The sequence below is a fragment of the Proteiniborus ethanoligenes genome, from assembly GCF_900107485.1.
Taxonomy (GTDB): Bacteria; Bacillota; Clostridia; order Tissierellales; family Proteiniboraceae; genus Proteiniborus; species Proteiniborus ethanoligenes.
This window is the reverse complement of record NZ_FNQE01000012.1, coordinates 1-21237: the sequence shown is the minus strand read 5'-3', so window position 1 is coordinate 21237 and position 21237 is coordinate 1. Positions and strand designations below refer to the sequence as shown.

Annotated in this window: 14 protein-coding genes and 1 pseudogene; 12 read left to right on the top strand and 3 right to left on the bottom strand. The window is 37.3% G+C overall.

Annotated elements, in window-relative coordinates; genetic code table 11:
- The 9 genes from BLV37_RS06305 (at position 1) to BLV37_RS06265 (ending at position 16335) form a co-directional block, all read left to right on the top strand.
- Positions 1–1038, top strand: a complete 1038-nt coding sequence (locus BLV37_RS06305) for an AAA family ATPase (RefSeq protein ID WP_091728839.1) — start codon at positions 1–3, stop codon at positions 1036–1038.
- Positions 1038–1769 carry a DUF3226 domain-containing protein gene (locus tag BLV37_RS06300; protein ID WP_091728836.1) on the top strand — a complete coding sequence of 244 codons (732 nt, stop codon included), beginning with the start codon at positions 1038–1040 and terminating at the stop codon, positions 1767–1769. Before BLV37_RS06305 ends, BLV37_RS06300 begins: the two co-directional genes overlap by 1 nt.
- Before the next feature lie 16 nt (positions 1770–1785).
- The gene (pglZ, locus tag BLV37_RS06295) at positions 1786–4341 is read left to right on the top strand and encodes a BREX-1 system phosphatase PglZ type A (RefSeq protein WP_091728833.1); all 2556 of its coding nucleotides are present in this window, start codon (positions 1786–1788) and stop codon (positions 4339–4341) included.
- 10 nt (positions 4342–4351) lie between these two features.
- Positions 4352–6409 (top strand): protease Lon-related BREX system protein BrxL, encoded by a 2058-nt coding sequence (gene brxL / locus BLV37_RS06290; protein ID WP_208975216.1) that lies wholly within the window; start codon positions 4352–4354, stop codon positions 6407–6409.
- A gap of 293 nt (positions 6410–6702) precedes the next feature.
- On the top strand, positions 6703–7446 hold the full coding sequence (locus BLV37_RS06285; protein ID WP_091728830.1) for a L,D-transpeptidase family protein: 744 nt from the start codon (positions 6703–6705) through the stop codon (positions 7444–7446).
- 130 nt (positions 7447–7576) lie between these two features.
- Positions 7577–8089, top strand: a complete 513-nt coding sequence (locus BLV37_RS06280; RefSeq protein WP_091728828.1) for a ferritin — start codon at positions 7577–7579, stop codon at positions 8087–8089.
- Positions 8090–8557: 468 nt separating this feature from the next.
- Positions 8558–11074 (top strand): helix-turn-helix transcriptional regulator, encoded by a 2517-nt coding sequence (locus BLV37_RS06275; RefSeq protein ID WP_176967897.1) that lies wholly within the window; start codon positions 8558–8560, stop codon positions 11072–11074.
- Positions 11075–11162: 88 nt separating this feature from the next.
- Positions 11163–11426 (top strand): DUF2442 domain-containing protein, encoded by a 264-nt coding sequence (locus BLV37_RS06270; protein ID WP_091728823.1) that lies wholly within the window; start codon positions 11163–11165, stop codon positions 11424–11426.
- 19 nt (positions 11427–11445) lie between these two features.
- Complete coding sequence (locus BLV37_RS06265; protein WP_091728820.1) at positions 11446–16335, top strand: leucine-rich repeat protein; 4890 nt, start codon at positions 11446–11448, stop codon at positions 16333–16335.
- Positions 16336–16477: 142 nt separating this feature from the next.
- On the opposite strand, the gene BLV37_RS06260 is transcribed toward BLV37_RS06265, so the two are convergent.
- Positions 16478–16699 carry an alpha/beta-type small acid-soluble spore protein gene (locus BLV37_RS06260; RefSeq protein WP_091728817.1) on the bottom strand — a complete coding sequence of 74 codons (222 nt, stop codon included), beginning with the start codon at positions 16697–16699 and terminating at the stop codon, positions 16478–16480.
- A 147-nt stretch (positions 16700–16846) separates the two neighbouring features.
- Positions 16847–17398 carry a manganese efflux pump MntP gene (locus BLV37_RS06255; protein WP_091728815.1) on the bottom strand — a complete coding sequence of 184 codons (552 nt, stop codon included), beginning with the start codon at positions 17396–17398 and terminating at the stop codon, positions 16847–16849.
- Between the two features lie 283 nt (positions 17399–17681).
- Here BLV37_RS06255 and BLV37_RS06250 point away from each other — a divergent pair, with 283 nt between their 5' ends.
- The 3 genes from BLV37_RS06250 (at position 17682) to BLV37_RS06240 (ending at position 19448) form a co-directional block, all read left to right on the top strand.
- Entirely contained in the window at positions 17682–18806 is a 1125-nt protein-coding gene (locus tag BLV37_RS06250) for a sodium ion-translocating decarboxylase subunit beta (protein ID WP_091728812.1), read from the top strand.
- Between the two features lies 1 nt (position 18807).
- Positions 18808–18927 (top strand): OadG family protein, encoded by a 120-nt coding sequence (locus tag BLV37_RS06245; protein ID WP_091728809.1) that lies wholly within the window; start codon positions 18808–18810, stop codon positions 18925–18927.
- Positions 18928–19025: 98 nt separating this feature from the next.
- On the top strand, positions 19026–19448 hold the full coding sequence (locus tag BLV37_RS06240) for a metal-dependent transcriptional regulator (protein ID WP_091728807.1): 423 nt from the start codon (positions 19026–19028) through the stop codon (positions 19446–19448).
- A gap of 45 nt (positions 19449–19493) precedes the next feature.
- Here the strand turns inward: BLV37_RS06240 and BLV37_RS06235 are convergent.
- Positions 19494–20891 (bottom strand): annotated as a pseudogene (locus BLV37_RS06235) (nucleoside recognition domain-containing protein); the annotation flags it as partial.
- Positions 20892–21237 lie beyond the last annotated feature (346 nt).

Sequence of the window (21237 nt, the reverse complement as noted above, 5' to 3'; positions counted from 1 at the left end):
ATGAGTTATATTAAGGAACTACATATTAAAAATTTTAGAGGAATTAGGGATTTGGAATTATCAGACCTAGGAGTAGTAAATGTTATAGTTGGTGAAAACAATGCTGGTAAGACATCTGTATTAGAGGCTATAGCCATTATAGAAAGACCTACTGAACTAGGCAATATCATTAGGGTTGGTGGATTGAGGGAAATATTGAACAATAAGAGCTCATATTATACAATTTTTAAAAATATGTTGAATGCTGATTCTAATAGTATAAATATCTCTGCAAATATAGAAGGACAAGAGTTTGATCTAGATATAAATGGGAACAGGGTTCACATGTTGACAGAGGAAACATATTCTAAAGAAATTGAAAGATTTGAAGGTAAGATAAAAGTTAATTATGGTGAGAAAAAAATAGTAGAGAATGTAACAATATCTCAAAAGGATAAAGAATTTGTATTGGATAATAAGCTTCAGACAGTTTCTATGGAGTATGTTACATCTATTGAACATTTGACGAATAATATCCCAAATGAAGTTATCAAAAAAGGAAAGAAAAAGGAGCTAGTAGATTTACTTAAGATATTTGATAAGAATATTGTAGGACTGGAAATGTTAGAGGAGAATGGAAAAACCATACCTTATTTACAACATAAAAAGTTCGGACTAATGCCATTGTCTACCTATGGTGAGGGAACAAAAAAAGTACTCCTGCTAGGTTCATCTATTATAAAGGCAGAGAATGGAGTTTTGTTAATAGATGAAGTTGAAACTGCAATTCATATAGATGCTTTAGTTGATATATTTAAATGGTTTATAAAGGCATGTAAAAGACATAAAGTTCAAGTTTTTATGACTACACATAGCATAGAGGTAATTGATTCTTTATTAGAAAGTCAAAATGATGTAGATAGACTGAAAGTGTTAAGAGATTTAATAAGGATAATAACAATTAGAAATAGTTTAGATGAAAAGAAAACAAAGGTCAGAAATATTGACGGATTAAAGGCATATGAGCTAAGAGAAGATTTTAATATGGAGTTGAGATGATGAAAAGTATATTATTATGTGAAGGCAAATCTGACGCTATATTAATTAGTTATTACCTTAATAAAACCAAAGGATGGGAGTTTAGCAATAAAAAAGATAAACGTAAAATTACTATTCCCGTAAGAAACCAAGAGAATGAAGAAGTAAAGTGGTATAGCCTGAATGACGATTTATTAGTTATCTGGGGTGTTGGGGGAAAAGATAATCTTCGTTATTCCATAAATGAAGTTTTAAAGAATATTAGATTTGAGAAAAGAGAAAGGGCATTCGATAAGATTGTGATATTAAGAGATAGAGATAATACAGAAGATATCGATAGTATCTTGCAGGAATTAAGTGAGTGCCTAGATGTGGTAAGGCTAGAAAACAATAACTGGAATGAAGTGGAATATATTAATGAATTTAATGATTTAATTAATGTGAAAATACTACCAATAATTATTCCTTTTAACAAACATGGAGCATTAGAGACATTTTTACTGGAGGCTATAACTGAAATGGGAGAAGAAGAAAGCCTTATAGTAAATAAAAGTAAAGAATTTATTTCGAATTTTAGATTAGCAAAATATTTGTTTAATGAAAGACTAAAACTAAAAGGTGAGTTAGCTGTTACTCTTGGAACAATGTTTCCTCAAAAAACCTTTACACCTATTGATTCTATGCTAAAAGATATTAACTGGGAAGAATATAGGACAATACAAGAAGGATTTAGAAAGCTAGAAGAAATATAAATAAGTAGGTGATGAAGTGAACTTAACAGAAATAAAAAAGATATTAGAAGAAAATTTTAATAAAGAACCATATGATGGAAAACGTAGAAATATAGTATTCTGGTATGACTCAGATGGAGAATTCACAGAGGAAATTAATGAGCTAAAACTTGAAAACGCTAAGGTTTTGCACTTAACTGATAGAAACAGCTTTTATATAAAGTATATACTCGAAAAAGAGGACACAACTTCAAATTATCTAGTTTTTTCACCTAAACCTAAGCCATTACCAAGAGAAAATTGGCTATTAGACATTGAAAAATACAGTACACAGTTTTCAACTGACAAAGCAACTGTCATTATGAGAAATCTAGGGGTAAAGGATGAAACTCTAAGAAATGTATTTAAGAAACATATAAAATTCTTTAACAACAAGGAAAGATATAAAAAGTTTGCCTCATATAATATTGAAAACTATACAGAGGAAAAGGTTGAAATTGGAGTTTTATCTTCTCTTTGTAAACTACCAATTATAGACTTTGAGTTAGTAGTCAAAACCTTGCTTATAGAAGAAATAAAGGGTGAGGATAGATATTTAGAAGACATTAATAAGTTTGGAGATATAGATGTATTCTGGAGCCTAGTAGGGAAAAGATATGGATATCATCTAGAAGAAAGAAGCCTTGAACAGCTAATGCTTATGTTCTTAATAACAAGCTTAAGCTATAGTTTAGAAGCAAAGATACCAAATACTTGGGAGAAGTTCATTTCCTCAAAGAAAAGCGATGTCATTATATTTATTGATCATTTCATGAGCCATACAGTAGACCATGAAATGTATGATGCTATGGCTAATAATATGGAGAAAAAGCTAAATATAAAGGAATATACCAAGAAATGGGACATAGAAGACTATATTAAATGTGATAACTTCAAAGCTTTTGATGAAGAAATAATAAGTAGATTAATTACAAATTTAGTAGAAAATACTGGAGAATATGAGAATTATAGAAAGATCATTAACAGAAGAAAAACTACTCATTGGTACAATAAATTAAGTAACGAGTATGAAACACTATACTACGGAATGGAAATTTTAAGGCTAGAAAACGAATTACAGAAATCTATTAAAGGTTCAACGGCATATGAACTAGTAGATAACTATACTAAAACCTATTATCTTTTCGACTATTTTTATAGGAAATTCTATTTAGCCTATGACAACATAGATAATAAAGACAGATTTTCCGAGCTTGTTCACGTAATTGAAAATACATATACAAATTGGTATTTAGAAGAACTGTCTATGAAATGGTCTCAAACTATTGAAAATGAACTCATTAGTGATATAAGAATTAGTGGACTTACAAAGCAGCAGGATTTTTATTCTCAATATGTTTCACCATATATAAGAAATGAGGAAAGAGTATTTGTAATCATATCAGATGCATTCAGATATGAAGCCGCTGTGGAATTTAGCGATATACTAAATAGAGATAGACGAGGTAAGGCTGAGCTTTCATTTATGCAGGGAGTCATACCTTCTTATACAAAGCTAGGAATGGCAACACTACTTCCACATAAGAAAATAGAGATTAATGATAAATCCGAGGTAATAGTAGATGGCTTAAATTCATCAGGAACAGAAAACAGGCAAAAAATACTTTTAAACTATTCAGCAGATGCAGTAGCTATACAATATAACCATATTAAAGATATGAATAGAGCAGAATACAAGGAAATTTTTGATGGAAAGAAGCTAATCTATATTTATCACAATGCTATTGACACCATTGGGGACAAGGCCTCTACGGAAAGAGATGTATTTGCAGCAGTTGAAAAGACATTTGGGGATTTAAATAACTTAATCAAGAGTTTAGTCAACAATGTAAGTGCTACAAATATTTTTATTACAGCGGATCATGGATTTATCTACAGAAGGTCATCATTACAAGAGTATAATAAGATAGGTAAAGCAGATGTGAAGGCGATAGATGAGGGAAGAAGATTTATTCTTTCTGAAGACAAGATTGAAGAGCAGGGACTGCTAACTATACCTATGAACTATTTACTTGGAGAAGAAAGAAAAATAAATGCAATTATTCCAAAAGGTGTTACTAGATTTAAAGTACAAGGTGCTGGTGATAATTATGTCCATGGTGGCGGTGCTCTTCAGGAAATAATCATTCCTGTAATTAAATTTAAAAATATCAGAAAAGATGAATTCAAATCATCTAAAGTAGAAGTAAAGCTTACTAATATATCGAGAAAGATTACAAATAGGATTACCTACCTAGAATTCTTCCAAACCGAAAAGGTAGAAGAAAAGAAAACTCCTATTAGGTTGAAACTTTACTTTGTAGATGAGGAAGACAACAGAATTTCTAATGAAAATATTATTATTGCTGATAGTAGGTCATCCAAACCTGAAGAACGTTCATTTAGAGAGAAATTTACATTAAAGGATCAAGCTTATGATAAGGGTAAAAAATACTATTTAGTTATGGAAGATGAGGATGAAACAGTAGAAAAGGTCTACGACAAAGTACCATTTATGATTGATTTAGCAATTGTAAATGACTTTGGATTTTAATAGTAGGTAGGTGAGCTACGTGGAAATCATAGATAAGGAAATAAGCTTAAATGAAAAATTAAATAAACATTTTGCTGGCAGAGTAGTGAGAAAGGACTTAACTAAAAAAATTAAAGAAGGTGCTAATGTACCTGTATATGTATTAGAATACCTTCTAGGAATGTATTGTGCTACAGATGATGAGGATAGCATAAATGAAGGAGTAGAACGGGTAAAAAATATTCTTACTGATAATTTTGTTCGTCCTGATGAAGCAGAAAAGGTAAAGTCAAAGATCAGAGAACTAGGACAATATACAGTTATTGATAAAATAACAGTAAAACTCAACGAAAAGAAAGATATTTATGAAGCAGAATTTTCTAATTTAGGTTTAAGAGGAGTGCAAATAGCATCTCACTATGTAAAAGAATATGAAAAACTATTAGCAGGTGGTATCTGGTGCATATTAAAGATGAATTATTATTATGATGAAGAAATTAGAGATGTAAGTCCTTTTAATATTGGAAATTTAACACCTATTCAAATGCCTAACTTAGATATGGAGGAAATAATAGAAGGAAGAAAATACTTTACTAAGGATGAATGGATAGATGTTTTATTAAGGTCAATTGGTATGGAACCTACCCAATTAGAGGACAATGTTAAATGGCATTTATTAGCTAGAATGATTCCTTTAGTGGAAAACAATTATAATCTTTGTGAGCTAGGACCAAGAGGTACAGGTAAATCACATATATACAAAGAGATATCTCCAAACTCTATATTAGTCTCTGGTGGACAAACTACTGTTGCAAATCTATTTTATAATATGGCCAGCAAGAAAGTAGGACTTGTAGGACTATGGGATGTAGTGGCTTTTGATGAAGTTGCAGGAATTTCATTTAATGATAGGGATGGAGTTCAGATAATGAAGGATTACATGGCTTCTGGTTCCTTTGCAAGAGGAAGAGAAGAAAAAGCAGCTTCAGCATCTATGGTTTTTGTTGGTAATATAAACCAAAGTGTTGATGTATTATTAAAAACCTCTCACTTATTTGAACCATTTCCTGAAGCTATGGCATATGACTCTGCTTTCTTTGATCGTATGCACTATTATGTTCCAGGATGGGAGATACCTAAATATAGGCCAGAGTTTTTTACTAATGAGTATGGATTTATTACAGATTACATATCAGAATTTTTTAGGGAAATGAGAAAAAGATCATTTTCTGATGCTATAGATAAATACTATATTCTTGGTAATAATCTCAACCAAAGAGATGTAATTGCTGTAAGAAAAACTGTTTCTGGACTTGTAAAGTTGATATATCCAAATGGTGAGTATGAAAAAGAGGATATTGAACAAATATTAGAATATGCTTTGATTGGAAGAAGAAGAGTAAAAGAGCAGTTAAAGAAAATCGGTGGAATGGAATTTTATGATGTACGTTTTTCCTATATAGACAAAGAGACATTTACTGAAGAATTTGTATCAGTACCTGAACAGGGTGGAGGAAAGCTTATTCCAGAAGGAATGGGTAAGCCAGGACATATATATGTAGTAGGACACGGAGAAACTGGTATGATTGGAGTTTTCAAAATAGAAACTGAAGTAGTACCTGGTTCAGGCAAGTTTGAAAGAAGTGGACTAGGTTCTAATAGAGAAGCAAAAGAAAGTATTAATACAGCATTTAACTATTTTAAAGCAAATAAGAAGAATATCAGTGGGACCATCTCAATACAAAATTTCGATTATCTAATGCATATTCAAGACTTACAGGGGATAGGTGTGACTTCAGAATTATCTCTTGCCGCCTTTATTGCAATGTGTTCTGGTGCATTAAAGAAGCCAGTTCAAGGGCAAATGGTAGTTCTAGGCTCCATGAGCATAGGTGGTACTATTACAAAAGTAGAAGAGCTAGCAAGCACACTACAGGTATGCCTTGATGCAGGAGCAAAAAAGATACTTCTTCCAATGGCATCGGCAGCTGATATAAGTACAGTACCACCAGAGTTGTTTGCAAAGTTCCAGATTTCGTTTTATCAGAGTGTTGAGGATGCGGTGTTTAAGGCTTTAGGGGTAGAATAATCCATGAATAAAAACTCATTATAACAATCGATGAGCTCAAGAGATATAATCTTGGGCTTATTTTTTGATTTTTCTCAAGTTATAAGCTCTTTATCTATCTTGAGTTTTGAATGAAAGAAGATTTAAACAAACTGATATTACTTGATAGATTTGTGTTAAGAAAAATAATACTTGATGTTAGAGAAGCATAGGGGTCATGCCTGAATTATTACTTCACAATTTTCCTCCTAGTACAAGTTTTATTTCACACATATTCCCCATATAATGTAACTATAATGGGGAGGGGTTTGTTTATGTCAAGACGGACTATGATAGTTACAGTAGGCTTTTTATGCATATTAGCAGTTCTTCTTATAGGGGACCTAATTATAACAAATTCAAGTACCTACAAAAGCAAGAGTAATGGTGAAAAGCTAGTAGAAATATATAAGAAACAAGATGATATAAAAAATAGAAATCTTTCAATATTAATTGAGATAGACTCAAAGCTATTATATTTAATCGATACAGATACTAATGAAATTATCAAAAAATATGTTGTAGCTACAGGCAAAAAAGATACTCCCACTCCCATAGGAAGCTTTAAGATAGTACATAAAGCTATATGGGGAGAAGGCTTTGGTACTAGGTGGATGGGTTTGGATGTACCCTGGGGTAAATACGGCATACATGGAACTAACAAGCCACAGTCCATAGGCTATAGCTCTTCTCAAGGCTGTATTAGAATGAATAATAGAGATATAGAGGAGCTATATAGTCTTGTTAAATATGGAACTAGAGTTGCTATTGTGGGAGGTCCTTATGGTCCATTTAATTATGGGTTTAGAACCTTAATGCATGGAGATAGAGGAGCAGATGTACAAGAGGTTCAGAAAAGATTAAAGCAGCTAGGATATTATAATGGAGCTATAGATGGTATATTTGGTTATGGAATGAAGGAGGCTGTTGCTAAATTTTATAAGGATAATAAAATGCCTGTTAGTGATAGAATAGGACCTGATGCATATAAAAAGCTTAATATAGTATTAATGGATTAGTTAAGCTTGTTAAAAAAATAATAAGATGTTTTATACTTATGATTATTAAATAGAAATAAGGGTATACATATAACATGACAATGATGAAAATCTAAACAACTTATTTAAGAATATATAGGAGGTATACTAAATGTTATCAGAAAAATTAGCAAAAGCATTAAATGATCAAATGAACTATGAATTTTTATCTGCCCACTACTATCTTGCAATGGCTGCATATTTTGAAGACCAGGATTTAAGCGGATTTGGGAACTTTTTTATTATGCAAGCAGCAGAAGAAAGATTCCATGCTATGAAATTCTATAATTTTATTAATGAAATGGAAGAGAGAGCTACAATTCAAGCTATAAGTGAGCCACAAAATGAGTTCAAATCATATGTAGATGTATTTGAAGTTGCATTAGCTCACGAGAAGGAAGTAACTAAGAGAATTTATAATCTTATGGATATAGCTACTGAAGAAAAAGAATATGCTACTATTAGCTTCTTAAACTGGTTTATAGATGAACAAGTTGAAGAAGAAGCAAGCATGAGTACTATTATTAAAAAGTTACAAAGAATTGGTGATGATAACCACGCAGTATATGCGTTAGACCAAGAACTAGCTGCACGTGTATTTACACCTCCAGTAGCTGCAGAATAATAACTACATCGTACCTATAACCGACAACTAAAAAAACAAAGGTGGCATTCTCCATGGTGTCATAGGGACATTTTCTAAACCGTGGCGAAGGCTGGGCCGTATGTATTGGCAGACAGTGAATTATCGCTGTCTGCCGTTTATCGTTTAGGCCACATCTATCGATGCTTTCTGGCTATCAGCCTGCTCGATAATATTATCCAGCAGTCCGTGGAACGGATAACTAAACACACAGGCAGTTAAATATACCTTGGCTATATATTTTCTTGATTATTTCTTGTATAAGAAATATAATGGATTAAACCACGCGGATGATAAATTACTACTATGTAAACGAGTGCATTGAGGATGCACAGATGATTGCAAATATATGGCTTATTCCCAAGGATGCCGTTCGCCCGGAGGACATACGGAAAAGAAATGGGTGCAAGCCTGGTGCAAACAAATAAATTGAGGAAAGGAGGTACCCTCATGGGTTATTACCCACATTTAAACGACATCTATATCACTGAGCGATTAAAAGAACGGCTTTTTGAAATCAGTAACCATCCAATCACCACCGTCACCGCCCCGATGGGTTTTGGAAAAACAACGGCAGTAAACTGGTGGGCAAAGCGACTGGCAAAAAAACACAATAAATTAACAGTCTTACGCCAGATGATTGTCACGGACAGTGTGACCGATTTCTGGAGCGGATTTTGCCGAGCATTCAAGAGCTATCCTGAACTGACCGAACAGATGAAGGCCCTCGGCTACCCTAAGGATGCTCAGGCCATATCCCTACTTGCAGAGATGCTTAGCGATGCCTTATCACAAAGTGCTTGCCCAGTTTATTTCATCATGGACGATCTCCACCTTTTGGAGAAAAGCATAGTCACCCCTCTTCTTCTGTTGCTTTCCCGAAACCTGCCCGACTATGTACATCTCATTCTCTTGTCCCGCAATCAGATTTTCAATGAGAAAGATCGGATGTGCCTGGGCAATCTGAACTGTGAAATCGGAGCGGATGACTTGAGGCTTAATCGGCAGGAGTTGGAGGCCTACGCCTATCGCTGTGGCCTTGCGGCATCCTCCGAGGAGATGGACACTCTCGCACTGACCAGCGAGGGATGGATTTCTATGGTCTATCTTAACTTTAAATCCTATACACAGAGCGGGCATTGGCTGTCCGGCTCATCAGATATTTTCACACTTATTCACCAGGTGCTGCTCACGCCTCTGCCAGAACGTCAGCGGGAATTTCTCATTCTCGTCGGCATGACCGATGAATTTACAGCCGAACAGGCGGCTTACCTGTGGCAGGACCTCGATGCGGAGGATTTGCTGGATTCCCTTTCTAAAAACAACGCCTTTATTACAAGAAATGAAAATGGGATTTACCGCTGCCATCATATGCTGCGACACTGTGTCCGGCTGATGTTTGCTGAAAAGCCAGAGGATTACCGACGAGAAAGCTATTCACGGTTGGGAAACTGGCATTTGGGTCAGCAGGAGTACATACCCTCTTATTTTGCCTTTGCAGCTGCGACAGATTTCCCAGGACTATTAGCAACGCTGACAAAGGATAAGGCAAAAAGCCTAAACAGTGAGCATAGTCAGGCGTTTTTTGACTGGCTTACCGAATGCCCAGAGGAAATCCTTTTGAAGCATCCACCCGCCCTCGTCGTCTGCATGGTCAAGATGTTTTCCTTTCACAACATTCCTGAAATCAAGCGGATGAAGTCACTGCTTCTCAAGGCACTGGAGCAGGATACCGACCTGACCCCACAAGAGCGTGACAACCTACTCGGCGATGCGGAGGTGGCGGAGAGCTTTCTTGCTTACAATGATATCTCAGCCATGAGTGCTTACCACCGCAGGGCTTGCTCTTTGCTTGACCGCACCACCATGAGCATAGACCCGAAAGGGGCATGGACATTTTCAGCACCGTCCATTCTGATGATGTACCACCGTCAGCCAGGATATGCGGACAGTGAAACTGCTGAGATGAAAGAATGCATGCCATACTACTATCAGGTGTCGGATGGTCATGGAAACGGTGCAGAATACAGCTTTGCTGCGGATTTGTTCTATGAACGGGGGGAAATGATCGATGCTGACATCTCAAACCGTATGGCACTGTCGGCGGCGAGGCGAAAAAATCAGCACAGTGTTATGCTGTGTTGCGAGTTTCTCGACCTGCGTATCGCACTGTTTCACGGCGATTATGAAAAAGTCAAACAGAGAAGTACAGAGATACGGGAATGGCTTTATAAGGAACGGCAATACACGCTTTTGAATACCTTGGATATGTGCATGGGCTTTCTCCATGCCCTGCTGTGTATCCCAGAATTTGCACCTAAATGGTTCGCTGAGGGAAAGCTGTCCGAAGCCTTGGTCATGTTCCCCGCTACGCCTATGCTGCACACCTTCTATAACCAACTGCTGTTGGCACAGGGAGAATGGACGGCGGTATTGGCACGACGTGAGGAATGCGAAAGGCTCTACGTCGTCTACCACAATGTCCTCTGCGAAATTTGGCTTCACATCCAGCTTGCTGCAGCCCTTGAACAGCTTGGCAGACATGAAGGAGCCCGCAGGGAGCTGAGGTTGGCATTACAATTAGCACTTCCCGATGATATACTTTTGCCCTTTGCCGAAAGCGAGATATACATTCTTGAACTGCTGAAGGAACTGCAAGGCATAGGTGTATATGCAGAGGAAATCGAGCATATTCTGCCTTTGGCGGAACAATTTCGCACTGCAAGGGAGAACATTCGCCGAGAGTATTTGGGAGAAAACGAAACCTACGGACTGTCCGAACGGGAGCTTGAAATCGCAAGGTTAGCTGCAAGGCGCAAAACCAATCTGGAGATTGCCGAGGAGCTTCACCTTGCCGAGGGAACTGTTCGCAACCAGCTATCGCGGATTTTTGATAAGCTGGGCATTGGGGGAGAAGGCAAAAATAAGCGCAACTTGCTTGAAGATTTGCTGAAAATAAAAAAATAGTGACAAATGGTCACACTACAAAATGAGAACGCCACTGTACAATTAAACTGTACGGTGGCGTTCTTTTATTTTGACAGGAGGTGGATATATGAAAGGGCAGCCTATAACAAAAGTAGAGCCGTTGGAAAACGGAATTTTGCAGGTGACTTTTGACACTGGAAACCATGTGACGGTGAATATGAAGCCCCGTTTTATCGGGTTTCGGTTCGGCGTGTTACAGCACCCAGAAATCTGGTACTCTGCAGACACGGATGGCGGTTTTGTTCACTGGTACAAAAGTGGCTGCACTGTACCTGTGGCAGAGCTTGCCTACGATGAAATTATGAGAATGACTCTCGGAGAGTCCTATTAAAAAAGGAGGTAATAGTTGAATGAAACAAACATGGAAACGAATCGGCAGCTTGGTTCTCGCATTATGTATGGTAGTTAGCATGCTACCGGGAGCAGTTTTTGCTGGAGGGGGTGATGAGTTTACTATCGAAAATCTTGCTTATAAGGTATTGACGGAGGATAAAGAGGCTAAAACCGGCACAGTGGTTCTTGTGGGATATGCAGGAAGTGAACCGACAGGTACGCTTACCGTGGCGGAGGCAGTATATAACAATGGCATAAACTACAGCATAACGGAAATTGGAGAAGATGCCTTTAATTGGTGCAACGAACTGACAGCAGTTGTAATAGGCGATAATGTGGAGAATATCGGAAAAGGTGCATTTAAGTATAGCGATAATATAGTCAATATTACACTGGGTAATGCTGTAAAAACTATCGGAGAAGGAGCTTTTGCTGCTAATAAAAACCTAACCCAGATAGACACTACAAATGTAGTGACCATAAGTAAAAGTGCCTTTAATAGCTCTGCCTTGGTGGGCATTGATATTGGGGATTTTGTAAAGACCATCGGCGAGAATGCTTTCTACTCATGTATGGACTTGACGGAAGTAAATTTTTCGGCAAACTCCTCCTTAGAAACCATAGAAGATGGTGTTTTTAGCTATTGTAATTCGTTAGAAGAGATTAGTCTGCCCGATTCACTAAAGACCCTAGGAAGATGGGTTTTTGGCTGTTATGAATTAGAAAGTATCAGTATAGGCAAAAATGTAGAATCAATAAGGACTAATGCAATTTACAATGTCCCCGTATTAAAAAATTTAACGGTAGATTCAGATAATGCAAATTATATGACAGAGGATAATATCCTTTATAATAAGGGCAAAACTACTTTAATAAGGTATGCACCCGGTAAATCAGAGACAACTTTTGAGATATCTAATACGGTAACAAAAATTGAAGAATGTGCCTTTTATGGTGCAGGTAATTTAATAGATGTAATTGTACTTGATTCGATAGAAACCATTGGTGATGAAGCATTTTTACATTCGAATTTTACAAGCATAACCTTCTTAGGTGATACACCGCCGATTGTAGGAAATAAAATATTTTCGTACTGCAATAATCTGATGAATATCTATGTGCCCTCAGGCAGTGTGGATGAATACAAGTCTGCATTGGGCGATTATGCTGAAAAAGTTAAAGCACAAGCCACAATAGACCAGACTGGCTGGGAGGCTTTAATTGCTAATCCTAATACAGAAATAAAAGATGGCGATATTATTATTTTGGGCGAAGATGTAACTGGGAATCTTTCCAGAACTACTGATTTGTCGAACCTTACTATAGAGGGCAATGGTCATACTATTAACGGGAGATTGTGGTTTGGTAAAGAAATAAATCTTACTTTAAAGGATATAACAGTGCAAGGGCCAGATGATTCGGAGGCTATTCGTTTGTCTACTGGAGGTAAGCTTAAAACTATAGGCAAGGTGGAAATCAATGGTGGAAATGGAATAGGTTATTTAGGTATGTCAGGGGTATTTAGTGGTATCGACTTGACTATTACTGCCAGTGACGGCACTAAAATTACTGCTGGAGATGCCAGCGAAGATTTCAATTTAAGCGGCTCCGCCGTGTGGGTACAAAGTGGCAATCTTACACTAGATGGTGGCAGTCCCATATTCCAAGGAGGCAAGGGCTATAGCTCTTATGGTGCACTTGTAGGTAGAGATGATAATCTGAAAGATCTTATCATAAGCTCTGGCAGCCCCAAATTAATTGGCGGTTCTTTTAATGATAGTGGTTCTAACGGTGCATTTGTATATGGAGGCATTCACATATCCTCCGCTGGCAGCCCGGAGTTTATAGGTGCTGATGGTAAGGAGAATAGTTACAGAGCTAATGGTGCTTGGGCACACAAATTGGAGATAACAGCAGGCAGCCCTAAATTTAAGGGGGGCTCAGTCTCAAAAGAGAAATCATACGCCGGTCATGGTATCTCTTTATATGACAGTGCAACTATATCTGGTAATGCCTCCCCCAGCTTTACAGGTGGAAATGGCGTGTCCCTAGAGTACGGTGGAGATGGTCTTAACTTTACTGAATGTTTAACCATTTCTACATCAGGGGATGTAGAATTTATCGGGGGCAGTAATTGCCAACATGGCATAGGGCAAAATGCCAGTATTTCTGGGACACAAACTGGCATTAACCTAAAGAACCTTAAGGGAAAAATTATTGCAGATAGCACCAAGGGTGAATATAGTGCTATCGGATTGTATGTAGGCTGCACTATAACCTACCCCGATGGGCTGGCAGAAGCAAAAAAATATAATGGAACTGGCAAAATGTATGTTTTAGATATGGGTGATATGAGCACTGTCTACACTGCCACATTAAATATCAATCTAGATGATTCCCCATTTACTAGTCAAGTGGGCGGATATACGCTAAAACTTGAAGGAGATGAATCCATGGCATTCGCCATGAATGGTTCCGGAGCGACGAGGACGGCCGAAGTGCCTAAAGGTACCTGGAAAGTGTATGAAAATTTTGATGACATCTACACAGGTGTAAATATTACTATAAATGATGCCCCTACTAGTGGAACCCTAGATTATTATACTGTCAAATATTCTGCCACAAAAGAAGGAACAACTAGTGAGGGAAGAATTGAACTGTCCGTAACAACTTTGGATGGGGTTGAGTTAGATAACATTAGTTACCTCATAAAAGGCGATAAAGCATCTTTCGCCGCTACTGGTATGGGTGCAGAAAGCTACACCTACAGATGGAGCGGTACTCATGGCACGGACACAATTAGCAGCACAGGCAGTATTTACACGATAAATCCTGTGCAGGGTAAGATAGATATTACTTGCACGATTACAGGAACCGGCACAAGCAGTGTACCAATACCAGGCGATTCGGGAATAATCACCGTAACTGACATCACAGAAAACTCCCTAACCCTTAACTGGGCAAATGCAACTAGAACGGTTGAAGGCGGTTTGAAATATGTAGTGTTTCAATCCAAAGGTGCAAACATTTCTACAGTAAGCGAATGTACTAGTCACCCGGAATTGCTGTTGAACGGCGAACCCAGCGACATTAACACCTATGCTGTCAGCGGCTTATCACCGAATACGACCTACTATTTTAATGTAATCGTCACAGATGATAAGATGGGCATGGCGGCCTATACGATGGTATCTGCTACAACAACTAGCGATGGCAATGAAGGCAATGGTGGCGGTGGTAATGGCTCTGGTTCCGGTGGTCCCTCCGGTGGAAGCACGACTACACCAATCACAATAACACCGGGAAACAAACCGAACCAGCCTATTACGGCATCGGCTCCTGTCACGGCAACAGCGGGAACAGGCGGCACAGCCAACGCAGCGATAACGGATAAAATCATTACAGATACCATCGCAAAGGCACAGGCTGATGCCAAGTCACAGGGAAAGACTGTCAACGGAACCTCTGTTGCATTGAATGTTACCATGCCGCAGGGTGCAACTGCCCTGACAGTAACTCTGACCCCAAATTCCCTGAACAGCCTTGTCAGTGCAGGAGTAATCAGCCTTGAAATCAATGGTGCACCAGTTTCTCTCGGACTTGACCTCACCGCCCTCAAGGAAATCCAGAAACAGAGTGGTGGAAATATTACGATCAGCATAGCTCCAGCAACCGAGCTTTCCAAGGAAGCAAAGGCTCTTATGGGCAATCGGCCAGTGTATAACATCACCATCAGCACCGTGAAGGATGGGAAAACCACCAATGTAAACAGTCTTGGCAACGGTACGGCAACCCTGTTGATCCATTACACGCCCGGCAAAAACGAAGCCGTAGGCTATCTGTTCGGCGTGTATGTAGATGCAAAGGGCAAAGCGACCCAGATTGACGGCTCCACCTACGACACCAACGTAGGGGCTATCCTACTTTCTACCAACCATTTCTCGGTGTACGGCGTAGGCTACACAGCTCCAAGCGCAAAGTTTACCGACATCAGCACACATTGGAACAAGGAAGCCATCGACTATGTGGTAGGCAGGGGACTGCTCTCTGGTACCTCAGAAACCACCTTCGCGCCCAATACCGCCATGACACGGGGAATGCTGGTGACGGCTCTCGGAAGACTGGCAGGAGTGGACACCAAGCTCTATACCACAAACAGCTTTACCGATGTAAAAGCCGACAGTGACTTCCGTCCTTATATCGAATGGGCATACCAAAAGGGCATCGTGCATGGCATCGGCAAGCAGCAGTTTGCACCTGACCGGGCAATTACCCGTGAAGAAATTGCGGTCATCTTCGCAAACTACGCCAAATCCACTGGCTACAAACTGCCTGTGATCCGTGAGGCAACCACCTATTCAGACGCTTCCAGTATAGGTAGTGCTTACAAAACGGCGGTAATGGCTATGCAGCAGGCAGGAATTATGATGGGCGGCACAGACAATAAGTTTAATCCCAAAGCCAGTGCCACCCGTGCAGAGGTTTCCTCTATGCTGCACCGCTATATTAAACTGACCATCGACCCCGTCACCGCACAGGGATGGGCACTGAACGATGTGGGACAGTGGCTGTACTACAAAGAGGGCAAGGCTCTCACCAGCACGCAGACCATTGACGGCATGAAGTATTTATTTAACACCAACGGTACACTGAAAACTGGCTGGGTTAAGGAAGTTGACAACTGGAGGTATTACTCAGGTAACAAGATACTCACTGGATGGTGGGACATCGGCAGCGATGCTACAAAAAAGACCTATTATTTTGAAACCAACGGCAATATGATCTCTGGTAAGTGGCTCCAAATTGACGACAAATGGTATTACTTGGGTGTCGATGGCTCCCTTGCCAAGAACACCACCATTGATGGTCATGAGGTAGATGATAATGGGGTAAGAAAAAACAAATAGTAATCAGAAAATAAGCAGCGGGGGCCATCATTGGCTCCCGCTGCTTGTTTTCCGTATTCAGTTTGCTTTTCTTAAATTGTCCCTATGATACTGTGGACTTATGCTTACCTTTGTTTTTATATATTATATGGACGTTTTATTACTATCTAGTTGTAGTTCCACCCATGCTTCTTTGAGCCATTTCTACTAATCTTTTTGTCATATATCCACCAACATAACCATTTTGTCTAGCTGAAAGATTACCTTTATCTAATGATTCATAGTTGCTCATACCAAGTTCACTAGCTATTTCAGTTTTCATTTGATTTAGAGCTTGACGAGCAGCTGGGACTACTATTTTATTACTAGTGCTGTTATTAGGCATTGTTATCCTCCCTTCATTAGTTATTTAATGCTTGTGATAGTATTATATGTAGATTTTATTTCAGTAAACCAAGTAATTTTAGCTATTAGTGGATTACAGTGGCAAGATATACATAAAATATACATTTTTGAAAAGGATAACTATAAATTAAAACAATATCATTTTAAGGCCAAAAAATATTAACATAAGCCCACCTAAAAGATTGGCATATTCTTTTAAAAATGAGTTTCTTCTGATTTTTTTACTTATTAAGAAGCCTGTAGCTGTAAGAAAAGAACATATGATGCCTACAATTGAAGAACTTTTTAGTATAAGATTTTCCAAACTCATATTGCAAAACAGAGTAAATCCTATAACTAAAGCATCTATGCTGACACATATTCCTAAAATCATTATTATAAAAAAGTTTAGGTCCTTTAAATTATCTTCCTTTGACAGGCCTTCCTTAAACATTAACAATCCAACCAATAATACTATTACTCCGCCAAGCTTAGAAGATAGATGAAATATGTACATATTGAAGTATCCGCCTAAGTAACCACCCATAGTAGCAAATAGAAATTGAAAAAAACCAAAAATTACTATTGTTATAAGGGCTTTTTTTCGATTGATTTTATTGCTAAGGCCTACAGAAAAAGCCATACTAAAAGCATCAAGCCCAAGTGCTATAGAAATAATGCTTAAATCATAAAAGCACATAATATTCCTCCTAAGAAATTCTTAAAAAGTTATAACTACAACTATAATATTAAAGATAGGGTATATAATATTAATGTATATTGTAAAAAATCTTATATAATATTATAATTAAGGTAAGATTGGAGAATAAAGGGGAGTAGCTGGCAGAAAACTGTTTAATTAGTCGTCAATACGGCTTAAAGCCCGGCTAATTATTTATAGCGAGACCTTTGTTTAAGCCTTTATTGTGTTTAAACAAAGGTCTTTTTTTATACAAAACAATAAAAATAAGGAGGAAATAAACTTGGAACAACTAATGATGGGAATCAAAAATCTTTCAATTGGAAATGTGGTTATGTTTATTGTAGGAGGTGTATTAATTTATCTAGCGATAAAAAAAGAATTTGAACCAATGCTTCTTCTACCTATTGGGTTCGGAGCAATATTGGCAAATCTTCCTGTTATTGAGGGAATACCAGGCATATCTAGTCCAGAAGGTGTTTTAGGATTATTAAAAAACGCAGGTATAACCACAGAATTGTTTCCTGCACTAATATTTATAGCTGTGGGAGCAATGATAGATTTTGAGCCTCTGTTGAAGATGCCTTCAATGTTATTTTTTGGTGCAGCTGCACAGTTTGGAATTTTTATGACCTTAATATTTGCTTTGCTTCTTGGATTTGATATTAAAGATGCAGCTTCTATAGGTATTATAGGAGCCGCCGATGGACCTACTTCTATTTTTGTTGCCAGCAGGTTTTCTCCTAAATATTTTGGCGCCATATCTGTAGCTGCATACTCTTATATGGCTCTTGTACCTATAATACAGCCACCAGTGATTAAACTATTGACTACGAAAGCAGAGAGAAAAATTAGAATGGAATATAAAGAAGTGAAGGTTTCTAAAACAGTAAAGATACTTTTCCCTATTATCGTCACAATTGTAGCTGGAATCATAGCTCCTATTAGTGTTACTTTAGTTGGACTATTAATGTTTGGAAATCTTATAAGAGAATCAGGTGTCCTCGAAAGACTCTCTCAATCTGCTCAAAATGAATTAGCAAACCTAGTTACATTACTTTTAGGTATTACAATAGGCTCTACAATGTTCGCAGAAGAATTTTTAAGGCTTGAGACATTAATGATACTGGGATTAGGACTTTTTGCATTTATATTTGATACTGCAGGTGGAGTATTGTTTGCAAAGTTTTTAAACCTATTTGTAAAGAAAAAATATAACCCAATGGTAGGAGCAGCAGGCATATCAGCTTTTCCTATGTCTGCAAGGGTAATACAAAAGCTTGCAAAGGAAGAAGATCCTACGAATTTTGTCTTGATGCAGGCTGTTAGTGCAAATGTGGCAGGACAGATAGGTTCTATAATAGCAGGAAGTGTAATAGTTGCTTTGCTATCTAAAGGAGGTTTTTAGTATGGAGAATATTGGAGTAGGGTTAGAAATGATGCTATATGGCATTGGAACTACCTTTTCGATATTAATTATATTTTATTTTTCTATAAAATTATTATCTAAGTTATTTCCAGAAAAATAAAGAATAAACATTCTCTTTTTTAAATAGTATATACTGATTAGGACTCTTTATGAAGCTATTATTTATTATTCATAAGAGTAGGGAAAGGGGGATATACTATGCTGTCACCAAGCTCTGAAGACTATTTAGAGGAAGTGTATAGGCTAAGTGTAAACAGTAAAGATATAAGAATAACTGATATAGCCTATTGCTTAAATGTGTCTATGCCCTCTGTGGTTAAAGGCCTTAGAAAGCTAAGTAGATTGGGCTACATAGTATACAGACCTTATGAAAAAATAGAACTGACAGACAAAGGGAAGGAAAAAGGATGTTTTTTAGTAGAGAGAAATAAGATATTAAGGGATTTTATAGAGATGATAGGAGCAGACTGTGATATAAAGCAGGAAGCAGAAGCTATGGAGCATTATCTCACTACATCTACTATTAAATCTATAGAAAAGCTGGTAAAATTTTTTTCAAATAATTATGACCTGTTATTAGAGTTCAGAAACTTTAATATAGACAGCATATTAGATGATTAATAAAAGGGATATTTGCAGAATTAAGCAAGTATCCCTTTTATAATATTACACAAGGCCTAGAGTGTTAAATATGGTATTTATTATAAAAGTGACTATTATTGCTATACCTGTTGTCAATACCAGTGTAAACAAAGGCCATTTCATACCATTTGATTCTTTACGCATTGTTAAAAGAGTTGTAGCACAAGGGAAATGCAATAGAGAGAAAAGCATAAAATTAAGTCCAGTCACCCAAGTCCATCCATTGTTAAGAAGAAGACTTTTTAGTGCCTGTAGATTATCAAATTCCAGCATTGCACCTTGTGACATATAGCTCATTATAAGTATTGGAAGTACTATCTCATTAGCAGGAAGCCCTAGTATAAATGCCATTAGTATGAACCCATCTAAGCCTAAGAGTTTTCCAAAGGGTTGAAGAAATCCAGCACACAAATTCAACAAGTTAGTGTCTCCTATAATTATGTTGGCAAATAGCCAGGTTATTGCTCCTGCTGGAGCAGCTACTACAATAGCACGACCTAATACAAATAAAGTTCTGTCTAAAAGTGAGCGTACCAATATTTTACCTAGCTGTGGTCTTCTATATGGAGGAAGCTCTAAGGAAAAAGAGGATGGAACTCCTTTTAAAACAGTAGATGACAAAAGCTTAGATACTATTAAAGTAACTATTATTCCTATAAGTATCATAGAGACCACAGAGAAGGAAGCAAATATAGAGCTGTAACTATTAGTATATATACCTAATCCACCAAAAAATATTGTAGATATTGCTATGAGAGTGGGAAATCTTCCGTTACATGGCACAAAATTATTGGTTATCATAGCAATAAGCCTTTCTCTAGGAGAATCTATAATTCTACATGCAATTATTCCAGCAGCATTGCAACCAAATCCCATACTCATAGTTAAAGCCTGTTTACCGTGTGTACCTGCCTTTCTAAAGGCATTGTCTAGATTAAAAGCTATTCTAGGCAGATATCCTAAATCTTCTAGTAGGGTAAACAATGGGAAAAATATAGCCATTGGTGGTAGCATTACAGCAATTACCCAGGCTAAGGTTCTATACATTCCCAGTATTAATATCCCATGCAGCCAGTTAGGTGCATTCATATATATGAAAAAGTCACTTAGATTATCTTCAATTCTAAATAGAATATTTGCAAGTAATTGAGATGGATAGTTTGCACCCTCTATAGTTATCCAAAATACTATTCCTAAAAGAAGGAGCATTATAGGATATCCGGTGATTTTAGAGGTTAATATATCATCTAGCTTTTTATCCCAGTTGATTTTTCGTTTGTCATCTATTGATACTGCTGACTTAGCTATGTTTTCAGCGCTTTCATATATGCTTAAAACTATTCTATCACCAAGGAATTCTTTATCCTCTATTTTATTAAGGATTGATTCTTCAATTATATCAAAATCTTTAGACACTATGTTCTTCATACTCCTACACCTCGTATAATATGTTTAGACCCAGATTTTCAGGTGTCTAAGCATATTTATTTTTATTTAATTTTAATTACAATGTTTAATCGAGATATCCTAATGCTAAAATAGAATTAAGAATAGTTAGCGAAGGATAATTCTTCCTCACCTTGCAAAACCATTTGGTTATTGCTTAGAGAGCATGCTTCCTGACTTACTCGTCATATTCTGCTTACTTCAGTTGCTGCATCTCTTTGATTAGACCAACAGCAAGGTAGTTTTCAAAGATGAATGCTAATAATGCGAGGTTGCAGTTAGCGGTTAAGATTGGGATATCTCTTTTACTAATTGTTCATCA

Coding starts and splice junctions, on each gene's coding strand:
- BLV37_RS06275 (WP_176967897.1), top strand. CDS start 8,558: ATGGGTTATTACCCACATTTAAACGACATCTATATCACTGAGCGATTA.
- BLV37_RS06305 (WP_091728839.1), top strand. CDS start 1: ATGAGTTATATTAAGGAACTACATATTAAAAATTTTAGAGGAATTAGG.
- BLV37_RS06245 (WP_091728809.1), top strand. CDS start 18,808: ATGGAGAATATTGGAGTAGGGTTAGAAATGATGCTATATGGCATTGGA.
- BLV37_RS06300 (WP_091728836.1), top strand. CDS start 1,038: ATGAAAAGTATATTATTATGTGAAGGCAAATCTGACGCTATATTAATT.
- BLV37_RS06255 (WP_091728815.1), bottom strand. CDS start 17,398: ATGTGCTTTTATGATTTAAGCATTATTTCTATAGCACTTGGGCTTGAT.
- BLV37_RS06270 (WP_091728823.1), top strand. CDS start 11,163: ATGAAAGGGCAGCCTATAACAAAAGTAGAGCCGTTGGAAAACGGAATT.
- BLV37_RS06260 (WP_091728817.1), bottom strand. CDS start 16,699: ATGCCTAATAACAGCACTAGTAATAAAATAGTAGTCCCAGCTGCTCGT.
- BLV37_RS06280 (WP_091728828.1), top strand. CDS start 7,577: ATGTTATCAGAAAAATTAGCAAAAGCATTAAATGATCAAATGAACTAT.
- BLV37_RS06285 (WP_091728830.1), top strand. CDS start 6,703: ATGTCAAGACGGACTATGATAGTTACAGTAGGCTTTTTATGCATATTA.
- BLV37_RS06240 (WP_091728807.1), top strand. CDS start 19,026: ATGCTGTCACCAAGCTCTGAAGACTATTTAGAGGAAGTGTATAGGCTA.
- BLV37_RS06265 (WP_091728820.1), top strand. CDS start 11,446: ATGAAACAAACATGGAAACGAATCGGCAGCTTGGTTCTCGCATTATGT.